The sequence below is a fragment of the Nonomuraea endophytica genome, from assembly GCF_014203235.1.
GTDB classification, from domain to species: Bacteria; Actinomycetota; Actinomycetes; order Streptosporangiales; family Streptosporangiaceae; genus Nonomuraea; species Nonomuraea endophytica.
This window is the reverse complement of sequence record NZ_JACHIN010000010.1, coordinates 297,787-318,330: the sequence shown is the minus strand read 5'-3', so window position 1 is coordinate 318,330 and position 20,544 is coordinate 297,787. Positions and strand designations below refer to the sequence as shown.

Here is a 20,544-nt window from a genome sequence, read left to right as displayed (position 1 = left end):
TCTTTCATAGAGGTATGCGGATAGGAGAACTCGCCGCCCTGGCCGGCGTCTCGACCAGGGCGGTGCGCCACTACCATCACCTCGGCCTGCTGCCGGAGCCCGAACGGCTGGCCAACGGCTATCGCCTCTACACCCTGCGCGACGCCGTCACCCTCTCACGCATCCGGCGGCTGTCGGAGCTGGGCCTGTCGCTGGAGGAGATCCGCGACGTGCTGGCCGACCAGCAGGGCCGCGAGCTGCGCGAAGTGCTGACCGAGCTCGACGCCGACCTGGAGAGACAGGAGGCCGAGATCAGGGAGCGGCGCGCCCGCCTGGCCGCACTGCTGGCGCACGAGGACCCGCAGCCCGACGACGCCCTCTCCCCCGACATGGCGCGCATACTCGGGCGGCTGCCCCAGGGCGGCGGCGGCATGGCCGCGCGCGACCGCGAGCTCCTGGCACTGCTGGACACCTCGATGCCCGCCGACCGGCGGTCCGGCTTCGTGGACCCCGTCCTGGCCCTGCCGGAGTCCGACCCGGAGTTCCACGCCCGGGTCATGCGGGTCTACGCCGAACTCGACGCGTTCGCCGACGTCGTCCCCGACGAGGACGACCCGAAGGTGGAGGAGCTGGCCTGGCGGCTGATCGAGCTGACGCCGCGCGAGCTGATCCCCGAAGGCGACCTGCAGATGCCCGGCGAGGACGACCCGTTCGTGCGGGCCTTCTTCGCCGACCTGAGCCCCGGCCAGGCGGTCGTCATCCGCCGCGTCATGAAGCTGCTGAGCAAGCCGTGAGGGTCGCGCGCCGCATGCTGGCGCACGAACTGCGCGCCCTGGCCAGCCTCGGCTACTGGGTGCTGGGCCGCCGCCACGGCGTCGGACCGGGCCAGGTGGCCATCACCTACCATGCGGGCGGGTCGATCACGCTGTGGTTGTTCCTGTTCGCGATCGTGGTCGAGGGCGTGGCGCTGGAGCTGTGGCTGAACTGGCCGATCCTGACCGTCGTGCACGTCTACTTCGTGCTCGCCAACCTCGGCATGATCGCCGCCGCGCGCTCACGGCCGCACGTGGTGGGCGACGATGAGGTACGGCTGCGCCAAGGAGCCGCCTTCGACCTGCGCATCCCCCGCGAACTGATCATCTCGGCGCGGGCCGCGAGCCGCATCCACGACTCCGGGTTCGTCACCCTGGACGACGGGCGCCTGGAGCTGGTCGTCGACTCGCGCACCAACCTCCTGCTGGAGCTGTCGGAGCCGGTGACGGTGACGCGGCCGCTGGGCCGTACCGGGGAGGCGAGTTCGATCAGGTTGTTCGCCGACGATCCGCGAGAATTTCTCCGGACGCTGTCGATTCCCGCGCCGCCCGCGCGTCATGGCAGTGACTGAAGGGAGAAACCATGAAGTACGTGCTGCTCGTCGTGGGCGATGAGAGGCCGTGGTCGCAGGCGGGTCCCGAGGAGCGTGCCGCCGTCTACGCCCGGTGGGGCGCCTACACCGCGATGCTCACCGAGCGCGGGGCGAACCTCGGCGGCAACGAGCTGGCCCACTCCTCCACCGCCACCACCGTCAGGAAGAACGGCGACCAGGTCCTCATCACCGACGGACCCTACGCCGAGACCGTGGAGCAGATCTCCGGCTACCAGATCGTGGAGGCCAGGGACCTGGACGAGGCGATCGAGCTGGCCTCGGCCATGCCGTCCGACGTGGAGATCAGGAGGTGCACGTCGTGAAGTACGCCCTGCTGCTGTACGGCAACGCCACCGACTGGGCCAGCGCCACCCCGGAGCAGATCCAGGAGGGCATCGCCCGTCACGGCGCCTACATCGAGATGCTCAAGGGCCGCGGCGCCTACCTGGAAGGCGAGGAGCTGGGCGCGCCGGGCGAGGCCGTCTGCCTGCGCCGGGGCGAGGGGGAGGTGCTGCGCACCGACGGGCCGTTCGTGGAGACGGTCGAGCACCTGGGCGGCTACTACCTCATCGAGGCCAAGGACCTGGACGAGGCGATCGAGCTGGCGACCGCCTGCCCGGAGGCGATCGTGGAGGTGCGGCCGGTGGTGGAGTACTCGGGATGAGCGCCGTCGAGCAGGCGTACCGCGAGCACTGGGCGCGCCTGCTCGCCATCCTCACCGCCGAGCTGCGCGATCTCGACCTGGCGGAGGAGTCGCTGCAGGACGCCTTCACGGCCGCGGTGTCGGCCTGGCCGCCGGTGCCGGACAACCCTCCGGCGTGGCTGCTGACCTCGGCGCGGCGGCGGGCGGTCTCGCGGCTGCGCCACATGGCGGTCGCGGCCCGCAAGCTGCCGCTGCTGGTGGTCGACGAGCCGCAGGCGGGCGACGACCTGCTCAGCCTGATCTTCACCTGCTGCCATCCGGCGCTGTCGATGGAGGCGCGGGTGGCGCTGACGCTGCGCTGCGTGGGCGGGCTGGGCACGCGGCAGATCGCCCGGCTGTTCCTGGTCGGCGAGGCGACGATGGCGGCCAGGATCACCCGCGCCAAGAAGAAGATCAGCCAGGCCGGCATCCCGTACCGGGTGCCGTCAGGCCCGGAGCTGGGGGCGCGCCGCGACGGGGTGCTGGCCGTGCTCTATCTGATCTTCACCGAGGGGTACGCGGCCGCGGAGGGCGAGGACCTCATCCGGACGGAACCGGCGGCGCAGGCGATCGCGCTGGCCCGGATGCTGGCCGCGCTGATGCCGCACGACAGCGAGGTCAGCGCTCTGCTGGCGCTGATGATGCTGCACCACGCGCGGCGCGATGCCCGGCTGGACGAGCGGGGGCGCATCGTGACGCTCACCGAGCAGGACCGCGGCCGCTGGCACCGCGAGGAGATCGCCGAGGCCCTGGGACTGCTGCGGCCGGGCCCGCCCGGCCTTTACCAGGTGCAGGCGGCGATCGCCGCCGAGCACGCCTCGGCCATCGAGCCCCAGGACACCGACTGGACCGCGATCGCCCAGCTCTACGAACTGCTGGAGGCGCTGACCGGCTCGGCCGTGGTCCGGCTGAACCGGGCCGTCGCGGTGGCCGAGGCCCAGGGGCCCGGCGACGGGCTGGAGCTGCTGGCGGGCCTGGAGGAGCGACTGCCACGCCACCACCTGCTCCCGGCGACGCGCGCGGAGCTGCTGCGGCGGCTGGGCCGGCTGGAAGAGGCGGTGGAGGAGTACGGCAAGGCGCTGGCGCTGGTGGGGACGGCGCCGGAGCGCGAGTTCCTGCAGTCCCGCCGCGCCACCCTGCGCCCTTGACCTGGCGCCGGGCCACGATCACGCGGGCGGGTTGAGCCAGGTCTCTTGCAGGTGCAGCCAGCGCAGCTCCTCTCCGGCGCGCCGGAAGACGACCGTCGACCGGCGGGCGCCGCCCTCCTGCCACTCCTGGTAGGCGGCCACCAGCAGCGGCCCGGACTCGGCCACCACGCGCACGTCCCTGATCTCGATCCGCAGGCCGGGCGCCGCGCCGCGCAGATCGCGCACCTGCCGCATCACCTGCTCCCGCTCCAGGGTGCGGCCGTCGGGGCCGGTCAGGGTGAAGGCGTCCGCGTGGGCCCGCTCGAACTCCGCGAACTCCTGCCCCGGCTCCCCCGACAGCCAGCGTTCGATCACCCGGTGGTGGCGGACGACCTCCTCGCGCGCCGTCATCGGGGCTGCCCGGCGAGCCAGTCGGCCGGGGCGGCGGGCCGTACGCCCAGGAGGGCGAGCGCGGCGGGGTCGGCGGCCAGCAGCGAGCGGTCGGCGGCGGCCCAGCGGTAGGTGTCGGCGATGGCCGCGGCGGTGACCGGGCCGGCCATGGCGCTCAGGGCCGCCTCGAAGGCGGTGGGGTCCTGGGCGTGGAAGCGGGCGCCGATCGCGGCGGCGAGGTCGGTGCCGGTGACGGCCTCGGCCGCGCCGACGTTCAGGATCCGGCCCTCCAGCCCGTCGAGGGTCAGCGCGGCGTGGGTGGCGGCGGCCAGGTCGGCGTGCGACAGCCATGCCACGGGCAGGTCGGCGGGCAGCGGGTAGGCCAGCACGTTCTCGGCGGCCAGCGGGCCCGCCACCCACGGGGCGGCCAGGTTGTCGAGGTAGATCGGCGGGCGCAGCTCCACCACCGGCAGCCCGGCCGCGCGCAGTTCGTCGCCGGCGCGGCGGCGGGTCTCGAAGGCGGGCACGCCGGTCTCGGCGGCGGGCAGGCGGTTGCCGGTGTTGAACACCAGCCGCCGCACCCCCGCCGCCAGCGCCGCGTCCCGCACGTTGCGGACGTAGAGGGCCACGGTGTCCGGGTCGTAGACCATGGGCAGCATCACCGAGGCGTGGGTGACGCCGTCGAAGGCCGCCTTCACCGCCGCGCCGTCCGCCAGGTCTCCGGTGAACGGCCGCGCCCCCTCCGGAGCCGGGCCGCTCCGGGTGAAGGCGCGCACGGAAAGGCCCTCGGCCAGCAGGCGGCGGGCGACCGCGCCGCCCTGGGCGCCGGCGGCGTTCATCACAAGGAAGGTCATGGGAGACAGCCTGCCCGGCGCACGGGATACGCTCGATAAAGCACACTCTTGTCATCTTTAAGGATCGTCCGATGGATGGGGACCTGCTCAGCGACCTGCTCGCCCCGCTGCGGCTGCACGGCGTCTTCCACAGCCGCTGGCAGGCCCGCGCGCCCTGGGGCGTGGCCGGGCGGCGGGAGAGCTGCGCCCTGCTGCACTACGTCGACGAGGGCTCCTGCACCGTTGAACTGCCCGGCCTTCCGCCCGTCACGCTCGGCACCGGCGACCTGGCCGTCTTCCCGCACGGCAGCGCCCACCGGCTGGCCGACCGGCCGGGGCGGGCCACCGTACCGTTGAGCGGGGTCCTTCCCGAACGCCAGCCCGGCGGCGTGCGCACCGTCGAGATCGACGGGCCGGGCGCGCGGACCGTCATGCTGTGCGGCGGCCTGCACTACGACCGCGCCGCCGCCACCCCGCTCTACCAGGCGCTGCCGCCGCTGGTCGTGCTGGAGAGCGCGCGGTTGCGGGCCCATCCGCTGCTGGGCGCGACGCTGGAGCGGCTGGCCGGCGAATGGGACACCGCCGCGCCCGGCGCCCAGCTCGTCGCCCTGCGCGCGTTCGAACTCGTCTTCGTCCTCGCGCTGCGCGCCGCGCTCGACGCCCCGGGCTCGGCGCTGCCGGCGGGCGCGGCGGTCCTGGATGCGCTGCGCCATCCGGGCGTGGCCGCCGCGCTGCACACCGTCCAGACCCGCTTCGCCGAGCCGTGGACCGTGGAGACGCTCGCCGCGCAGGCGGGCATGTCGCGTTCCGCCTTCGCCGCGACCTTCCGCCGCCTGGTCGGGCAGGCGCCCATGCGCCACCTGACCGCGCGCCGCATGCAGGAGGCCGCGCGCCTGCTGTCGGAGACCGCGCTGCCGCACAACCGCATCAGCGAACGCGTCGGCTACGGCACGCCGGTCGGCTTCCACCTGGCCTTCCGTCAGTGGTACGGGCTGACGCCCGGCGAATACCGCGCCGACGCCCGGCCGTGACTACAGGAGGGTCAGCTGTTCGGCGGCCGGTTCGGGCCGGGCGGGGGTGCGCCCGGCAATGCGGCGGGGGCCGCTCGGGCCGGATCCGCCGATGCCGTGGCGGCGGGCCAGATCCTTCACCCGCGCGGTGACGCGCTCCTGGTAGGCGCGGGGAGCGTAGGCGCCTCTGCCGTAGAGCTCCAGATAGCGCGGCACGAGGCGCGGATGCTCGCGGGCCAGCCACCCCAGATACCACTCCCTGGCCCCCGGCCGCAGGTGCAGCACCAGCGGCGTCACGTGCCGTGCGCCCGACGCGGCGATCCGCTCGACGGTGCGTTCCAGCTCGGCCGGGGAGTCGGTCAGATACGGCAGCACGGGGGCCATCAGGACGCCGCAGCGGATCCCGGCGGCGTTGAGGCGGGCGCAGGCGGCCAGGCGGCGCTCGGGGTGCGGGGTGCCGGGCTCCACGGTGCGCCAGGCCTGTTCGTCGACGAAGCCCACCGACACGTTGACGGACACGTCGGTCACCTGCGCCGCCTCGGTCAGCAGGGCGAGGTCGCGCAGGATGAGCGTGCCCTTGGTGAGGATGGAGAACGGGTTGGCCGCGTCGCGCAACGCCTCCAGGATCCCCGGCATCAGCTGGTAGCGGCCCTCGGCCCGCTGGTAGCAGTCGACGTTGGTGCCCATCGCCACGTGCCCGCCCTGCCAGCGGGGCGCGGCCAGCTCGCGGCGGGTCAGTTCGGCGGCGTTGACCTTCACCACGACCTTGGAGTCGAAGTCGAGCCCGGCGTCCAGATCGAGGTAGGTGTGGGTGTTGCGGGCGAAGCAGTAGCGGCAGGCGTGGGAGCAGCCCCGGTAGGGGTTGATCGTGTGCTGGAACGCCATGCGGCTGGTGGCGGGCACGCGGCTGATGATCGAGCGGGCGCGCACCTCGTAGAAGGTCATCCCCCGGAATTCGGGTGTGTCGAATCTCCGCGTCACCGCCTCCTCGGCGAACAGCGGCACCGCAGGATCACGGTCGTCGGCCCCGGTGAGCCGCAGGTTGTCCCAGCGCATGACATGATTAGAACAGAGGTTCGACAATGATCGCAAAGGAAAAGAGCGCACAATTACTGGGCAAGACCACGGCTAATGATCTTCATGGTTGGGCAGAAAGTCGGCACAGAGCTTGCGTTCCGGAGGTGCACCATGGCCTGGTCGCAGGACGAGGAGAGGGTGCTGGCCCAGATCGAGCGCCACCTCGTCGACGAGGATCCACGGCTCGTCGCGCGTCTCGAGTCGTTCAACGAGCGTGCCCGGCGCAGCGAGGCCAGGGACAACGCGGAGTCGATCCCCCGCCTCCGCCCGCGCCGCTCGACGGTCATCATCATGATCAGCTGGCTGGTCATCGCCACGCTCGTGGCGACCCTGCTCATCCTCGTGCTCCGCAACGAGGCCGCCGCACTGGCGTTCTGATCCGGTCGTACGGCCCGGCGCGATCCTGCACGCCCACCCATGGCCCGGCCCGATCCCGCACACCCACCCACGGCCCGGCCCGATCGCGGACACCCACCCACTCCAGGCGTACGGCCCGGCGCGATCCCGCACGCCCACTTAACGGCGAAATGTCGGCTTTATGGAGCAAGTGGGTATTAACGGCGTTGATGTCGTATCAGGCATCGCGAGTACATCGGGGGAAAGAGCAATGGCAGAGCAGCAGAAGAAACCCGCGGCCAAGTCCGGCAAGGCCAAGAAGGCCACCATCAAGGCCACCAGGCAGGCCAAAGCCGCCAAGCGTCAGGAAACGCGCAAGCCAGCGGAAGAAGCATAAGAGCCGCCGCCACTGAAAGGATCAGGCAGCCGGGACACCACGTCCCGGCTGTCTGACCACGGAGAGACGATGCCCGCCTACCTGCGCTTCCCCGCCATTTTCCAGGACGTCGTCGTCTTCGCCGCCGAGGACGACCTCTGGATGGTCTCCGCCCAGGGCGGGCGCGCGTTCCGTCTCACCGCCGGGCTGGCCGAGGCCGGATACCCGCGCATCTCCCCGCGCGGCGACCAGCTCGCCTTCGTCGGCCGCGAGGAGGGACCGGAAGAGGTCTACGTCATGCCCGCCGAGGGCGGCGCCGCGACCCGTCTGACCTACCACGGCGCCCGCTGCACCGTCACCGGCTGGGACCACGACGACCGCATCCTTTACGCCAGCGACGCCGGCCAGCCCTTCGAGGGCCGCAAATGGCTCCACCGGGTCGCCCCGGGCGGGGTGCCGCAACGCCTGCCGTACGGGCCGGCCAACTCCATCGCGCACGGCCCGCACCACATGATCGTCCTTGGCCGCAACACAGCCGACCCCGCCCGCTGGAAGCGCTACCGGGGCGGCACCGCCGGCGACCTGTGGATCGACCCCGACGGCCACGGCGACTTCCGCCGCCTCATCAAGCTGCCCGGCAACCTCGCCTCACCCTGCTGGAGCGGCGAGCGCGTCTACTTCCTGTCCGACCACGAAGGCACCGGCAACGTCTACTCCTGCACCCCCGCCGGCGAGGACCTCCAGCGCCACACCCACCACAGCGACTACTACGCCCGCAACCTCACCAGCGACGGCCACCACCTCGTCTACCACGCCGGCGCCGACCTCTACCTCCTCCCGCCCGGCGCCGACCGCGCGCAGAAGATCGACGTGCGCCTGGCCTCCTCCCGCACCCAGCGCAACCGCCGCTTCGTCGAGGCCGCCGACTACCTCGACAGCGCCACCCTCAGCCCCGACGGCACCACCCTGGCGCTCACCACCCGCGGCAAGGCCTACACCATGGCCGCCTGGGAGGGCCCGGTCCGCCAGCACGGCGCGCCCCACGGCGTCCGCTACCGCCACCTGACCTGGCTCAACGACGGCGAGCGGCTGGTCGCGGCGGCCAGCGGCGCCGACGGCGACGAGACCGTCACCCTGCTCGGCCCCGGCTCCACCACGGACCTGGCCGAGCTCGGCCGCATCAACGAGCTCGTGCCCGACCCCGCCCACGACCGCGTGGCCGTCACCAACCACCGGGGCGAACTCCACCTGCTCGACCTCGGCACCGGCCAGGCGACGCTGGTCGAGGCCAACCCGCACGCCAGCCCGCACGACCCCGCCTGGTCGGCCGACGGCACCTGGCTCGCCTACGCCAGCCCGCTCAACGCCCAGACCACCGCCATCAAACTCCACCACCCGGAGTCCGGCCGCATCGTCCAGGCCAGCGAGCCCATCCTGGAGGACGGCGCCCCCTGCTTCGACCCGGAGGGCCGCTACCTCTACTTCATCGGCCAGCGCACCTTCTCTCCGGTCTGGGACCAGCTCCAGTCCGATCTCGGCTTCCCGCTCGGCACCCGCCCGTACGCCATCGCGCTGCGGCACGACGCGCCCGACCCCTTCGTCCCCCAGCCCCGCCCGCTGGAGACCAAGGACGAGGAGGACGACGAGGAGGAAGAGCCCACGCCGCTCCGCGTCGACGCCGAGGGCCTGATCCACCGGGTCACCGCCTTCCCCCTGCCCGAGGGCAGGTACGAGCGCATCGCCGCGCTGCGCGGCAAGGCGCTCATCCTGTCCAGCCCGCTGGAGGGCGAACCCGTCCTGCACCTGTACGACTTCGCCAAGGCCAAGAACGAGACCTTCGCCGAAGACGTCACCGACCTCGAACTCGCCCGCGACCACAAGACGCTGCTCTACCGCGCCGACGCCCGGCTGCGCGTGGTCAAGGCCGGAGAGGTCCCCGAGCACGACGACGACCCGCCCAGCCGGGAGAGCGGCTGGATCGACCTGGCCCGCGTCAAGGTCTCGGTCTGGCCGGAGCACGAGTGGCGGCAGATGTTCCGCGAGGCCTGGCGCCTGCAGCGGGAGAACTTCTGGACCGCCGACATGTCCGGCGTCGACTGGCAGGCCGTCTACGAGCGCTACCTGCCCCTCGTCGAACGTGTCAGCACCCGGGGCGAGTTCTCCGACCTGCTGTGGGAACTGCACGGCGAACTGGCCACCAGCCACGCCTACGAGAGCGGCGGCGAGTACCGCCCGGGTCCCGACTACAGCCAGGGCAAGCTCGGCGTCGACTGGGACTACCGCGACGGCGTCTACCACATCGGCGCCATCGTCACCGGCGACCCCTGGGACCCCGAGGCCACCTCGCCGCTCAACCGCATGGGCCTGGACGTACGGCCGGGCGACGCCGTACTCGCGATCAACGGGCACCCCATCGGCGCCGAGACCACTCCGAACGAGCGCCTGGTCAGCCAGGCCGACCAGGAGGTCGAGCTCACGCTGCGGCGCGGCGGCGACACCTTCACCGCCACCGTCAAGGCCATCGCCGACGAGGGGCCGGCCCGCTACCGCGACTGGGTCAACCTCAACCGGGCCCGCTGCCACCAGCGCTCGGCCGGCCGCATCGGCTACCTGCACATCCCCGACATGAGCACCACCGGGTTCGCCGAGTTCCACCGCGGCTTCCTGGCCGAGTACGACCGGCACGCCCTCGTCGTGGACGTGCGCTTCAACGGCGGCGGCAGCGTCTCGGCCCTGCTGCTGGAGAAGCTGGCCCGCCGCCGCCTCGGCTACGACTACCCGCGCTGGGGCCACCCCGAGCCCTACCCGCCCGAATCCCCGCGCGGCCCGCTGGTCGCCATCACCAACGAGTGGGCCGCCTCCGACGGCGACATCTTCAGCCACACCTTCAAGCTCCTCGGCCTCGGCCCGCTCATCGGCAAGCGCACCTGGGGCGGCGTCGTCGGCATCTGGCCGCGCCACCGGCTGGCCGACGGCACCGTCACCACCCAGCCGGAGTTCTCCTTCGCCTTCGACGACGTCGGCTGGAAGGTCGAGAACTACGGCACCGACCCCGACATCGAGGTCGACATCACCCCGCAGGACTACGCGGCCGGAATCGACACCCAACTGGAGAAGGCGATCGACACCGCCCTCGACCTGCTCGAACGCAAACCACCGCACACACCGGCAACTCACGTGCAACCTTGACGGGGTGAACAGCGTCTAAAAGGTCATAGAAGGGGCAGTGCCACGGGGATATCGGTGCTGCCCCGGATATGCAGATCCTGGAGCCGGTGGCGGGAACCTTCCGTCACCGGCCTCGTGTGTCATGACACCGGACGAGGGGACAAGGACAAGGTGCGCGCACTGGCACGCAAAGGGAAGGCCGCGGCCGCCCGGCTGTACAGGGGATACAACCGGCGCAGGCAGCGCAACGCGCCGCCTCCCTCCATCGGCACGATCCGCATCCTGCTCCTGCACGCCAACGGCATGGGCGGCACGATCAGAACGGTGTTCAACCTGGCCAGCTACCTGGCCGCCACCGGGCGCGACGTGGAGATCGTCTCCATCCTCAAGGAGGCCGAGAAGCCGTTCTTCCCGGTCGACGAACGGGTGAAGTTCCGCTTCCTCGACGACCGGCTCAAGCCGCGCCGCGGCGTACGCGCGATGCTGTCGATGATGCCCAGCCGCCTGATCCCCGAGGGGGAGTCGGCCGCCCACCGCTTCAACGCCTGGACGGACCTGCAGCTGGCCCGCTACATCCGCTCGCTCGACACCGGCGTCCTCATGGGCACCCGCCCCGGCCTCAACCTGGCCATGGCGCAGCTCGCCAACCCCAACGTGATCACCGTCGCGCAGGAGCACGTCGGGCTCAACGCCAAGCCCGACGCCCTGCAGGAGCTCATCAAGTGGCGCTACCGCCGCTTCGACGCCCTGGTCACCCTCACCAAGGCCGACCTGCGCGACTACCGCAACACGCTGCCGAAGCGGCCCAAGCGGCTGGTGCGCATCCCGAACGCGGTGCCGCCCATGACCGGCGGCCAGGCCAAGCTCGACGCCAAGCTCGTCGTCGCCGTCGGCCGCATCACCCGGCTCAAGGGCTTCCACCGCCTCATCACCGCGTGGGAGCAGATCGCCGAGGTCCACCCCGACTGGAAGCTGCGCATCTTCGGCGACGGACCCCAGCTCGACAACCTGCGTACCCAGATCGCCGAGGCGGGCCTGGAGGACAAGGTCGAACTGCCAGGACCCACCCAGGACGTCGGCGCCGAGCTGGAGAAGGCCTCGATCTTCGTGCTCAGTTCCCGGCACGAGGGCTTCCCGATGACGATCCTGGAGGCCATGGCCAAGGGCCTGGCCATCGTCAGCTTCAACAGCCCGCACGGGCCCAAGGAAATGATCACCGACGAGGTCGACGGGCTGCTGGTCAAGCCGCGCACCAACGACAACCTCGCAGCCTCGATCCTGCGCGTCATCGAGGACGAGCAGCTGCGCCGTTCGCTGGCCACCGGCGCCCTGGAGACCGCCCGCACCTACGACGTGGACGCGGTCGGCCGCATCTGGGACGACCTGCTGGAGGAACTCCTGGCCCGCCGCAACGGCACCTACGTGCCCAAGCCCAAGCCGGTCGCGTAACCCCCTCCGACCGGCAGCCGTCGCGTGGCGCTCTCTGACCAGCAGCCCGTCAGGTAGCCCTCTGACCAGCAGCCTGTCACGTAGCCCTTTCTGACCGGCAGCCCGTCACGTAGCCCTCTGACCAGCAGCCTGTCACGTAGCCCTCTCTGACCGGCAGCCCGTCAGGTAGCCCTCTGACCGGCAGCCCGTCGCGTGGCCCTCTTTGACCGGCCGTCCCCCCGGGGGCAGCCGGTCAGACGGTCAGCTCCAGTGGCTCGGCGATCACGTCCACGAGCGCGCCGTTGCGGTAGACGGTGATCGGCAGCGGGCGTCCGATCGCGTCGGCGAACATCAGCCGCTGCAGGCTCTGCGCGTCGCCCACCGGGGTACGGCCGACGCTCAGCACCAGGTCCCCGCCCCGCAGCCCGGCCCGCTCGGCGGGAGAACCGGCCACCACCTCCACCACCCGCAGCGCCGCCGCCTGCCCCGTGCGCCTGCGCAGCGGCTCCGGCAGCGGGGCCGGCGAGGTCACCAGGCCGAGGAAGGCCCGCCGTACCCGGCCGTCGCGGATGAGCGCGCCGATGATCGAGCGTGTCGTGCTGTTCATCGGTACGGCCAGCCCCACCCCCATCCCGGCCACCGCGGTGTTCACGCCCACCACCCGGGCCCGCGAGTCGGCCAGGGCGCCGCCGGAGTTGCCCGGGTTCAGGGCGGCGTCGGTCTGGATGACGTCCTCGATCATCCGTACCGCCGACCCGGCCCGCGCCGGCAGCGAACGGCCCAGCCCCGAGACCACCCCGGCCGTCAGCGACCCGGCCAGCCCGAGCGGGTTGCCGACCGCCACGACGAGCTGCCCGACCACGAGCTTGTCGCTGTCGCCGAGGGCCGCGGGCTCGGGCGTGGGCCCCTGCGCCCTGATCACCGCGAGATCCGACAGGGGGTCGCGGCCCACCACGGCGAACTCCTCCACTGTGCCGTCGGCGAAGGCCACCGTGCCGGTCCGCGAGGAGCCGACCACGTGAGCGTTGGTGAGCAGGAATCCGTCGGAGGTGAACACCACCGCCGAGCCGCTGTTACGTCCCGCCCGGACGCCGGCCACCTTGGGCAGCAGCTCGGCGGCGACGGAGGAGACCACTTGAGAGTAGGCGTCGAGGGGATCCACCATCGCGCGCTCCTTCGTTGCTTACAGGATTACACGCTAACTCTTCACAACCAGCCATGCGACTTCACAACCGAGCATGCGTCTTCCCAACCAGCCGAGCGATTTCACAACCAGGCATCCGTCTTCACAACCAAGCGAGCGTCTTCACAGCCAGGCATCCGTCTTCACAACCAAGCGAGCGTCCTCACAACCAAGCGAGCGTCTTCATGACCGGGCATGGGCCTTCACAACCAAGCGCGCGACTTCGCGACCGGACGTGCGACTTCATGACCGGGTGTGGGTCTTCTCGACCGGGTGTGCGTTTTCATGACCAGGCGAGCGCGAGGGCCGCACCGGTTGCGGCGGCGCCCAGCCCGGCCGCCACGCTGAGCACCGCGTTGCCCGCCGCCGCCGGCCAGGCGCCGCCCTCCGCCAGCCGCAGCGTCTCATATCCCAGCGTCGAATAGGTGCTCAGCGCCCCGCACAACCCGGTGCCCGCCAGCGCCATCAGCCCCTCACCCGTAGGCCAGGCCACCAGGAACCCCAGCACCGCCGAACCGATCACGTTCACCACGAGCGTCCCCCACGGGAACACCACGGGCCCCGCCCAGCCACGCGCCGCCACCCAGCCCTGGACCGCCCGGTCCAGCAGGAACCGCAGCGGCGCGCCCACCGCCGCCCCGAGCGCCACCAGCAGCACGTTCACCCGGCCCACCTCCGGGTGAGCAGGCGTGCGAGCCGTACCCCTGACCAGGTCGCCACGACGGCGCCCGCCATCGTCCCCACGAGGTAGACGAGCGCGAGCCAGAACGGCCCCTCCCCCGCCAGAAACCGCGCGTCCACCACATAACCCGAGAACGTCGTGAAACCCCCCAGAACCCCGACCCCCAGGAACGGCCGAGCCAGCCGGTGCAGCCTCGGCACCACCACCATGAGCATCCCGATCAGCAGGCAGCCCACCACGTTGATCACCAGGGTCGCCCACACCGACGGCCACCACGTCTGCAGCCCGAACCTGGCCAGCGACCCCGCCACCCCGCCCGCCGAAACCACGCCGACGACCCGCCACTGCCCCACAACACCCTCCTTCATCGTGTCAAAGCAGGCGATCATGGGAATCCACCGAGAAGAGGCCAAGCCTACGGAGGCTCCTTGAGCACACGGGACGCGGTCGCCCTTCTCGCCGGCGGCGTAATGATCGTTTCCTTGCTCGGCACCACGAACCGCACCCAGGCGGGCGCCGCCACCAGCCCCCTGGCCAACACCACCGGCACCAGTCCGAGCCTGGCGCCCCTCACCAGCCAAGCCGACAAACAGGACGCCCGCGCCCTCATCACCCGCCTGCGAGTGAAGGGTCGTGGCTCCAGCACCGGCTACCAGCGCACCAACTACGGCGGCAACTGGGCCGACTCCGCCCCCGGCGTCCCGTACGCGGGCAACGGCTGCCGCACCCGCGACGACCTGCTGGCCCGCGACGGCCGCGACGTCGTCCGCGCCGGCTGCACCGTCCTGTCCTTAACCCTGACCGACCCCTACACCGGCCGCGACATCGCCTGGCGCGTCTCCGACGCCGACGAGATCCAGGTCGACCACGTCGTCCCCCTTTCCTACGGCTGGCGCATGGCCGCCAAGTCCTGGTCGAAGTCCAAGCGCCTCGACTTCGCCAACGACCCGCTCAACCTCCTGCCCGTCGACGGCCGGGCCAACGAGGAGAAGGACGGTTCGGGACCCGCCGACTGGCTGCCGCCCCAGCGCCGCATCCGCTGCGCCTACGTCACCCGCTTCGCCCAGGTCGCCGTCAAGTACGACGTCCCCGTCACCCGCGCCGACAAGCAGACCATGCTCGCCCAATGCCGTTAGCGGGCGTCCGTCCAGTCGAAACCGTGCTTGAACGTCTGCTCGGCCAAGGCCCGCTGCCCAGCCGCGTTCGGATGGAAGAAGTCCCACTTGCTGATGTGATCCAGCGTGTACGGGAAGGAGAACACCGCCCCGCCGTCGCTGCGGCAGTTGGGCCCGTAACCGGCGCAGGCCCGCTCCAGCACCTGGTTGAAGTCCACCACCCGCTCGCGCACCCGCGCCCGCCGCTGCACGTCCTTGCGCTTGGTCGAGTCCGGCGACGCCAGCATCGGCCGGCAGATCCGCCCCAGCGTCCAGAACGTGCGGGCGATCGGGTTGTCCTTGCCCGCCTGCCACAGCCGCCGCAGGTCCGGAATCGTGGCCACGAACACCCGCGCCCCCGGCAGCCCTGCACGCAACGCCGCCAGCGACTCCGCCACCCGCCGCTCGAAGACCGGCACCGGCGTCATCGTCTTCTCGGTGCCCGCGCACACGTCCTGGGCGCCAATGAGAATCGTCACATATTCCGCCTTCGCCGCCACCGCCTTGCCCACCTGGGCGCGTAGGTCGGCGCTCGTCGAGCCCGGCACCGCGAAGTTGAGATTGCCGTCCTTCATCCCCAGCCGGGTGAAATGGCTGCCGACCGTACGGTCCCCGCCCGCCGCCCACGATCGCGACGTGCACGAGACGTACCAGCCGCACGCGTTGAACCCCGACGTGATCGAATCCCCCAGCGCCGCCATGACCTGCGGAACCGGAGCGACGATCGACCCAGACACCAGCACCGCGACCGCGGCCAAAGGCGTGATCATGCGCACAAAGGTAGATCGACCCTTGCCTCCCGGCCAGGCGAACGGCCCGCACCACACCCACTTCGCATCGCCGCTTGACACGCCCGATCCGCAACACGCGAAAATTTTCGTGTTCATGGTCCGTAACCGGTCATTCACGGGGCCGGGAGTCGAACGTGTTCAGTTCCCGCATAGAGTGTCTTGAGTGAGTGTCGCGCTCGGAATCACCCGCCCTCTGCCGGTTCGCACCACCTCGGTAGGCGACCCCGGCGACCTGCTGCAATCCCTGCCGAAGACCGCGCCCTATGCGTGGATCCGGCATGGAGAAGGACTGGTCGGCTGGGGAGAAGCCGCCCGCGTGGCCGTCCCGCCAGGCCCCGGGCGCTTCGCGTGGGCCCGCGAATGGCTCACCGACGTCTTCGGCCACGCCGCCGTCCGCGACGACGTGGGCACCCCCGGCACCGGGCCGGTGGCGTTCGGCACCTTCACCTTCGACGAGGACTCCCCCGGCTCCGTCCTCGTCGTCCCGCAGGCGGTGCTGGCCCGGCGCGACGGCCACGCGTGGCTCACCACGATCGGCGACACCACCCTCGAACGTTTCAGCCCGATCCGCACCCCCGGCCGCATCAGCTACGGCGACGGCAGCCTCACCGCGCCCGAGTGGGAGACCATCGTCGCCCGCGCCGCCCAGCGCATCCGCGACGGCGAGCTCGAGAAGGTCGTCCTGGCCCGCGACCTGCTGGCCACCGCCGAGCGCAACATCGACATCCGGCTGCTGCTGGCGCGCCTGGCCACCCGCTACCCCGACTGTTACACCTTCTCCGTCGCCGGCCTGGTCGGCGCCACGCCGGAACTCCTCATCCGGCGCACCGGCCAGGAGATCGAATCGCTGGTCCTGGCCGGCACCACCCCGCGCGGCACCAGCCCGTCCGACGACCTCTCCCGCGGCGCCGCGCTGCTGGCCAGCGCCAAGGACCGGCACGAGCACGAGTGCGCGATCGCCAGCGTCCGCCACACGCTGGCCCCGCTCTGCTCGGCCCTGCAGACCCCCGACGAGCCGGAACTCCTCGTCCTGCCCAACGTTCAGCACCTGGCCAGCCACGTGACCGGCCGCCTGGCCGACGGCGCGTCCGTCCTGGACGTGGTGGCCGCCATGCACCCCACGGCCGCCGTCGGCGGCACCCCCACCGACACCGCCATCGACGTGATCCGCGAACTCGAGGGCATGGACCGCGCCGGCTACGCGGGCCCGGTGGGCTGGATCGACGCCCACGGCGACGGCGAGTGGGGCATCGCCCTGCGCTCAGCCCAGATCAGCGGCCGCCGCGCCCGCCTCTTCGCCGGCGGCGGCATCATGTCCACCAGCGACCCGGCCCTCGAGCTCGCCGAGGCCCAGGCCAAGTTTCGCGTCATGCAGTATGCCCTCGAAGGGCCCTGAAGCCCTTTTCTATCCCTTACGGCTCCCGCCACCCCCACCCCACCCGCCGACGTCAGCGCGCGCAGGTCGGGGGGATCGCTTCTCACGTCGGACGGGCCGGGCGCCGCAACGGCGCCCGTCAGCCACCCGAACGGGCAACCCCCAGCCAACTCTCGGCCTCACCCGCCGAAAACCCGGTCGGCCCCGCCCTCATGGGCCTGGATGCCGGATGGCGGGTTCGGAGGTTGTGGGTCGGATGCCGGATGTCGAGGGTGCGGCGTGTGCTGGTGGGGTCAGGGGGTGAGGCCTGCTGCTGCGATTCTGCGGCGGGTGTAGCCGATTCGGGTGTACACGCCCAGCGCCGCCCCGTTGTCGTCGTCGACCATGAGTGCCGCCCGGCCATAGGCGTTGACCAGTTCGCGTGACACCCACCGGCACACCCGCTCGCCCAGGCCCCTGCCGCGGAACGGGCCCGCGGTCGCCACTCCGGCCAATAAGCCCACGTCCGGGGCGCTCCACGCGTCCGCCGCCACCGCGGCCAGCCTGCCCTCCACTCGCAGGCCCGCCCAGCGGGTCACCCCGACGGCGCCGGGCACCGCGTAGGACTCCGGGGCGAAGTCCGTCAGCAGCTCCGTCACCTCCGGGGACGCCTCGCCGGGCAGCCACGCCACCTCTAGTGCGTCAGCCGGGACCGGGATCGATGGTTCGGGGTGCAGGCTCATCCAGGAGAATTCGCCTGCCACCTCCATCCCGTCGATCTTGGCCGACACCTCGGCCAGCGTCCGTGTCTCGGCCAGGGGGCGGTAGGCCGGGCCCAGTTCCGCCAGGGCGTGGCGGACCAGCGGGACGGCGTTCGCCGTACTGCCCGAGACTGCGAGGCGGTCGCGGCGGGCGAGGTCCGGTGCGGCGGTCACCACCGCGTCGCCCAGTGCCCAGGCCCGTGCGCCGGGCCTGAGGCCCTGTGCAGCCCACATCAGCAGGTCGTCGTCGCCGCACGCGGCCCTGACCTGCGCCACAGAGGTGAGCTCGTGGATCACAGGATCGAACCCGGCCGGTACGCCGCCGCCTCCGGGTGGGCCGAGACCACGCGGCCCACCCGCTGCGAGACCGATTCCACCTGGTCGGCGGCGGCGCCGGTGAAGGAGACGCGGTCGGCCAGGAGCGCGTCCAGGGCGGCGCGGTCCAGCGGGAAACGCTCGTCGGCGGCCAGGCGGTCCAGGAGCTCGTTGGCGGCGCCGCGCGAGCGCATCGCCAGCGCCGCGGCCACCGCGTGCTCCTTGATCAGCTCGTGCGCCTGCTCCCTGCCCACGCCGGCCCGCACCGCCGCCATCAGCATCTTCGTCGTCGCCAGGAACGGCAGGTAGCGGTCCAGCTCGGCGGCGATCACCGCGGGGAAGGCGCCGAACTCGTCCAGGACCGTCAGCATCGTCTCCACCAGCCCGTCGAAGGCGAAGAACGCGTCCGGCAACGCCACGCGGCGCACGACCGAGCACGACACGTCGCCCTCGTTCCACTGGTCGCCGGCCAGCTCGCCCACCATCGAGGCGTAGCCGCGCAGGATCACGGTGAGCCCGTTGACCCGCTCGCACGAGCGCGTGTTCATCTTGTGCGGCATCGCCGACGAGCCGACCTGGCCCTCCTTGAAGCCCTCGGTCACCAGCTCGTGCCCGGCCATCAGCCGGATCGTCTTGGCCAGCGACGACGGCGCCCCGGCCAGCTGCACCAGCGCGGTGACCACGTCGTAGTCCAGCGAACGCGGATACACCTGCCCCACCGAGGTGAAGCGCCGCTCGAAGCCCAGGTGCGCGGCGACCCGGTTCTCCAGCTCGGCCAGCTTCTCCCGGTCGCCGCCCAGCAGGTCCAGCATGTCCTGGGCGGTGCCGACCGGGCCCTTGATGCCGCGCAGCGGGTAGCGGGCGATCAGCTCCTCCAGCCGGGTGTACGCCACCAGCAGCTCGTCGGCCGCGCTCGCGAACCGCTTGCCCAGCGTCGTCGCCTGCGCCGCCACGTTGTGGGAGCGGCCGGCCATCACCGTGGCCTCGTGCTCCTCGGCCAAAGTCGCCAGCCGCGCCAGCAGCGCCACCGTGCGGTCGCGCACCAGCAGCAGGCTGTCGCGGATCTGGAGCTGCTCGACGTTCTCGGTCAGGTCGCGCGAGGTCATCCCCTTGTGGACCTGCTCGTGCCCGGCCAGCGCGTTGAACTCCTCGATGCGCGCCTTCACGTCGTGCCTGCTGACCCGCTCGCGCTCGGCGATCGAGGCCAGATCGACGTCCTCGAGCACCTTGTCGTAGTCGGCGACCGCGCCTTCGGGCACCGCCACGCCCAGCTCCGCCTGCGCCCGCAGCACCGCCAGCCACAACCGCCGCTCGGCGACGACCTTGTGCTCGGGAGACCACAGACGCGCCAGCTCAGGGGAGGCGTAGCGGGCGGCCAGGACATTGGGGATACGCGGCTTAGTCACGTTCCATGAGTCTATGGTGCGCCCACCGGCCACGGCACGCCGCCCCGGCCCGCCGTACCAGCGAGAAAAGCCCTCCCGCCGTACCACCGAGAAGCCCTTCCGCCGTGCTGGCGAGAAGAGCCCTTCCCGCCGCACCTGCGCGAAGGCCGGAAACGCCGCTGCGGCGGGCGGGGCATCACACCCCGTCCGCCGCAGCGCGCTCGACACCCTGGGATCAGGGGGTCGGGGCCAGGACCTTCGGCTCTTCCTCGACCTCGGCCGCGGGCTTGCGGCGCAGGCGGTCCTTCGTGCGCTCGACCATCGTGTAGAGGGTCGGAACGCCGAATGCCGGAATTGATGCAAAGAAGATTCAATACCCGTGACCTGCCCTGGAGCCCTGCGAGCCATCCAGGCCCAGCCTCCCTCCCACAATGGAGCCATTCGGGACGTACTGGAAATACTCGAAATGTGAGAAAATGAGGTCATGACGACTCGTGCCGAAGCCTTCGCGTCAGCGGGCCTGATCCTCGCCCGCGCTCGCGCTCGACGCGACTCCCTCTCCCCCGAGGACGCCGCACACGAGGCGTACTCCCCGGGAGGCCTCTCCCTTGATGAGCTTGTTCGGCTTATCTGGGCGCAGCGTGGTGCTGCGCCCGGAAACGCAGCGGCGTGAGCGCCCTTACAAAGTAGATTTTTGGAGCGCTTTACCCGGGCGCCGGACAGCTGTCGGCGCGCTTTTCGCGCCGTGCAGGCCTGCCCGCTTCCCGCCACCCCGCGACATGGTGCTACTCAGAAGTCGGCGACAAAGTAGGACCCGACGCGGTAGATGCCATCCTTGCCCCGATACACGGTGCCGATGTACTGCTCCGGATCGCAGTTGTCATCTCTGTACGCGTCGACATGCGAACGCTCAAGGTCGTTCCGTATGTAGTGGATGTCGCTGCCCGGGTAGTCGTGGCAGCCACGGGGCGGGTTGACGATGGGCGCCCCGCTGATCCACAACGTCCCCCTCCCGGCGTGGGCGGGAACCGCTGTCACGGCCACTACCACGAACGCCACAGTCAGAGCGCCGCCGACACGGACCATGCGTTTTACCTGCGCGAACATT

Annotated in this window: 22 protein-coding genes; 12 read left to right on the top strand and 10 right to left on the bottom strand. The window is 71.5% G+C overall.

The window, feature by feature from the left end; translation table 11 throughout:
* Nucleotides 1-14: 14 nt before the first annotated feature.
* Genes HNR40_RS34235 through HNR40_RS34215 form a run of 5 tightly spaced genes read left to right on the top strand, consistent with a single transcriptional unit; the run spans nt 15 to nt 3,214 of the window.
* Nucleotides 15-773 (top strand): MerR family transcriptional regulator, encoded by a 759-nt coding sequence (locus HNR40_RS34235; RefSeq protein ID WP_184968784.1) that lies wholly within the window; start codon nt 15-17, stop codon nt 771-773.
* Nucleotides 770-1,363, top strand: a complete 594-nt coding sequence (locus tag HNR40_RS34230; RefSeq protein ID WP_184968782.1) for a hypothetical protein — start codon at nt 770-772, stop codon at nt 1,361-1,363. The genes HNR40_RS34235 and HNR40_RS34230 overlap by 4 nt, the downstream gene beginning before the upstream one ends.
* A gap of 11 nt (nt 1,364-1,374) precedes the next feature.
* On the top strand, nt 1,375-1,707 hold the full coding sequence (locus tag HNR40_RS34225) for a YciI family protein (RefSeq protein ID WP_184968781.1): 333 nt from the start codon (nt 1,375-1,377) through the stop codon (nt 1,705-1,707).
* The gene (locus HNR40_RS34220; protein ID WP_184968780.1) at nt 1,704-2,048 is read left to right on the top strand and encodes a YciI family protein; all 345 of its coding nucleotides are present in this window, start codon (nt 1,704-1,706) and stop codon (nt 2,046-2,048) included. The genes HNR40_RS34225 and HNR40_RS34220 overlap by 4 nt, the downstream gene beginning before the upstream one ends.
* Nucleotides 2,045-3,214 carry an RNA polymerase sigma factor gene (locus tag HNR40_RS34215; protein ID WP_184968779.1) on the top strand — a complete coding sequence of 390 codons (1,170 nt, stop codon included), beginning with the start codon at nt 2,045-2,047 and terminating at the stop codon, nt 3,212-3,214. The genes HNR40_RS34220 and HNR40_RS34215 overlap by 4 nt, the downstream gene beginning before the upstream one ends.
* 18 nt (nt 3,215-3,232) lie before the next feature.
* Here the strand turns inward: HNR40_RS34215 and HNR40_RS34210 are convergent, their stop codons facing one another.
* Together HNR40_RS34210 and HNR40_RS34205 are read right to left on the bottom strand one after the other, a co-directional pair.
* Nucleotides 3,233-3,604: a DUF4440 domain-containing protein gene (locus tag HNR40_RS34210; RefSeq protein WP_184968778.1), complete on the bottom strand. Its 372-nt coding sequence runs from the start codon at nt 3,602-3,604 to the stop codon at nt 3,233-3,235.
* Nucleotides 3,601-4,437, bottom strand: a complete 837-nt coding sequence (locus HNR40_RS34205) for an SDR family oxidoreductase (protein ID WP_184968777.1) — start codon at nt 4,435-4,437, stop codon at nt 3,601-3,603. Before HNR40_RS34205 ends, HNR40_RS34210 begins: the two co-directional genes overlap by 4 nt.
* Nucleotides 4,438-4,508: 71 nt before the next feature.
* On the opposite strand from HNR40_RS34205, the gene HNR40_RS34200 reads away from it, so the two are divergent.
* The gene (locus HNR40_RS34200) at nt 4,509-5,447 is read left to right on the top strand and encodes an AraC family transcriptional regulator (protein WP_184968776.1); all 939 of its coding nucleotides are present in this window, start codon (nt 4,509-4,511) and stop codon (nt 5,445-5,447) included.
* Here the strand turns inward: HNR40_RS34200 and HNR40_RS34195 are convergent, their stop codons facing one another.
* Nucleotides 5,448-6,482: an Rv2578c family radical SAM protein gene (locus tag HNR40_RS34195; RefSeq protein ID WP_184968775.1), complete on the bottom strand. Its 1,035-nt coding sequence runs from the start codon at nt 6,480-6,482 to the stop codon at nt 5,448-5,450.
* A 132-nt stretch (nt 6,483-6,614) separates the two neighbouring features.
* On the opposite strand from HNR40_RS34195, the gene HNR40_RS34190 reads away from it, so the two are divergent.
* The 4 genes from HNR40_RS34190 (at nt 6,615) to HNR40_RS34180 (ending at nt 11,832) form a co-directional block, all read left to right on the top strand.
* Complete coding sequence (locus HNR40_RS34190) at nt 6,615-6,881, top strand: DUF3040 domain-containing protein (RefSeq protein ID WP_184968774.1); 267 nt, start codon at nt 6,615-6,617, stop codon at nt 6,879-6,881.
* 229 nt (nt 6,882-7,110) lie between these two features.
* Nucleotides 7,111-7,236 (top strand): hypothetical protein, encoded by a 126-nt coding sequence (locus HNR40_RS56640; protein ID WP_281395609.1) that lies wholly within the window; start codon nt 7,111-7,113, stop codon nt 7,234-7,236.
* Between the two features lie 69 nt (nt 7,237-7,305).
* Nucleotides 7,306-10,404 carry a S41 family peptidase gene (locus HNR40_RS34185; RefSeq protein ID WP_184968773.1) on the top strand — a complete coding sequence of 1,033 codons (3,099 nt, stop codon included), beginning with the start codon at nt 7,306-7,308 and terminating at the stop codon, nt 10,402-10,404.
* Between the two features lie 150 nt (nt 10,405-10,554).
* A complete protein-coding gene (locus HNR40_RS34180) occupies nt 10,555-11,832 on the top strand; it encodes a glycosyltransferase family 4 protein (protein ID WP_184968771.1) in 1,278 nt (425 codons plus the stop codon).
* A gap of 232 nt (nt 11,833-12,064) precedes the next feature.
* Here the strand turns inward: HNR40_RS34180 and HNR40_RS34175 are convergent, their stop codons facing one another.
* From HNR40_RS34175 to HNR40_RS34165, 3 genes are all read right to left on the bottom strand, one after another.
* The gene (locus HNR40_RS34175) at nt 12,065-12,976 is read right to left on the bottom strand and encodes a S1C family serine protease (protein WP_184968769.1); all 912 of its coding nucleotides are present in this window, start codon (nt 12,974-12,976) and stop codon (nt 12,065-12,067) included.
* A gap of 301 nt (nt 12,977-13,277) precedes the next feature.
* The gene (locus HNR40_RS34170; protein ID WP_184968766.1) at nt 13,278-13,658 is read right to left on the bottom strand and encodes a fluoride efflux transporter FluC; all 381 of its coding nucleotides are present in this window, start codon (nt 13,656-13,658) and stop codon (nt 13,278-13,280) included.
* A complete protein-coding gene (locus HNR40_RS34165) occupies nt 13,655-14,044 on the bottom strand; it encodes a fluoride efflux transporter FluC (protein WP_246509734.1) in 390 nt (129 codons plus the stop codon). The genes HNR40_RS34170 and HNR40_RS34165 overlap by 4 nt, the downstream gene beginning before the upstream one ends.
* Nucleotides 14,045-14,104: 60 nt before the next feature.
* Between HNR40_RS34165 and HNR40_RS34160 the strand changes: the two genes are divergently transcribed.
* Nucleotides 14,105-14,812 carry an HNH endonuclease family protein gene (locus HNR40_RS34160; protein WP_221341169.1) on the top strand — a complete coding sequence of 236 codons (708 nt, stop codon included), beginning with the start codon at nt 14,105-14,107 and terminating at the stop codon, nt 14,810-14,812.
* On the opposite strand, the gene HNR40_RS34155 is transcribed toward HNR40_RS34160, so the two are convergent.
* Nucleotides 14,809-15,600 carry a GDSL-type esterase/lipase family protein gene (locus HNR40_RS34155; protein WP_184968762.1) on the bottom strand — a complete coding sequence of 264 codons (792 nt, stop codon included), beginning with the start codon at nt 15,598-15,600 and terminating at the stop codon, nt 14,809-14,811. The two genes, HNR40_RS34160 and HNR40_RS34155, sit on opposite strands and share 4 nt — an antisense overlap.
* A gap of 184 nt (nt 15,601-15,784) precedes the next feature.
* Between HNR40_RS34155 and HNR40_RS34150 the strand changes: the two genes are divergently transcribed.
* A complete protein-coding gene (locus tag HNR40_RS34150; protein ID WP_184968761.1) occupies nt 15,785-17,017 on the top strand; it encodes an isochorismate synthase in 1,233 nt (410 codons plus the stop codon).
* Between the two features lie 272 nt (nt 17,018-17,289).
* Here HNR40_RS34150 and HNR40_RS57455 read toward each other — a convergent pair whose 3' ends face one another.
* From HNR40_RS57455 to HNR40_RS34135, 3 genes are all read right to left on the bottom strand, one after another.
* Nucleotides 17,290-18,033 (bottom strand): GNAT family N-acetyltransferase, encoded by a 744-nt coding sequence (locus HNR40_RS57455; protein ID WP_184968759.1) that lies wholly within the window; start codon nt 18,031-18,033, stop codon nt 17,290-17,292.
* The gene (gene purB / locus HNR40_RS34140) at nt 18,030-19,457 is read right to left on the bottom strand and encodes an adenylosuccinate lyase (RefSeq protein ID WP_184968757.1); all 1,428 of its coding nucleotides are present in this window, start codon (nt 19,455-19,457) and stop codon (nt 18,030-18,032) included. The genes HNR40_RS57455 and purB overlap by 4 nt, the downstream gene beginning before the upstream one ends.
* Before the next feature lie 768 nt (nt 19,458-20,225).
* Nucleotides 20,226-20,543 carry a hypothetical protein gene (locus HNR40_RS34135; protein WP_184968755.1) on the bottom strand — a complete coding sequence of 106 codons (318 nt, stop codon included), beginning with the start codon at nt 20,541-20,543 and terminating at the stop codon, nt 20,226-20,228.
* Nucleotide 20,544 lies beyond the last annotated feature (1 nt).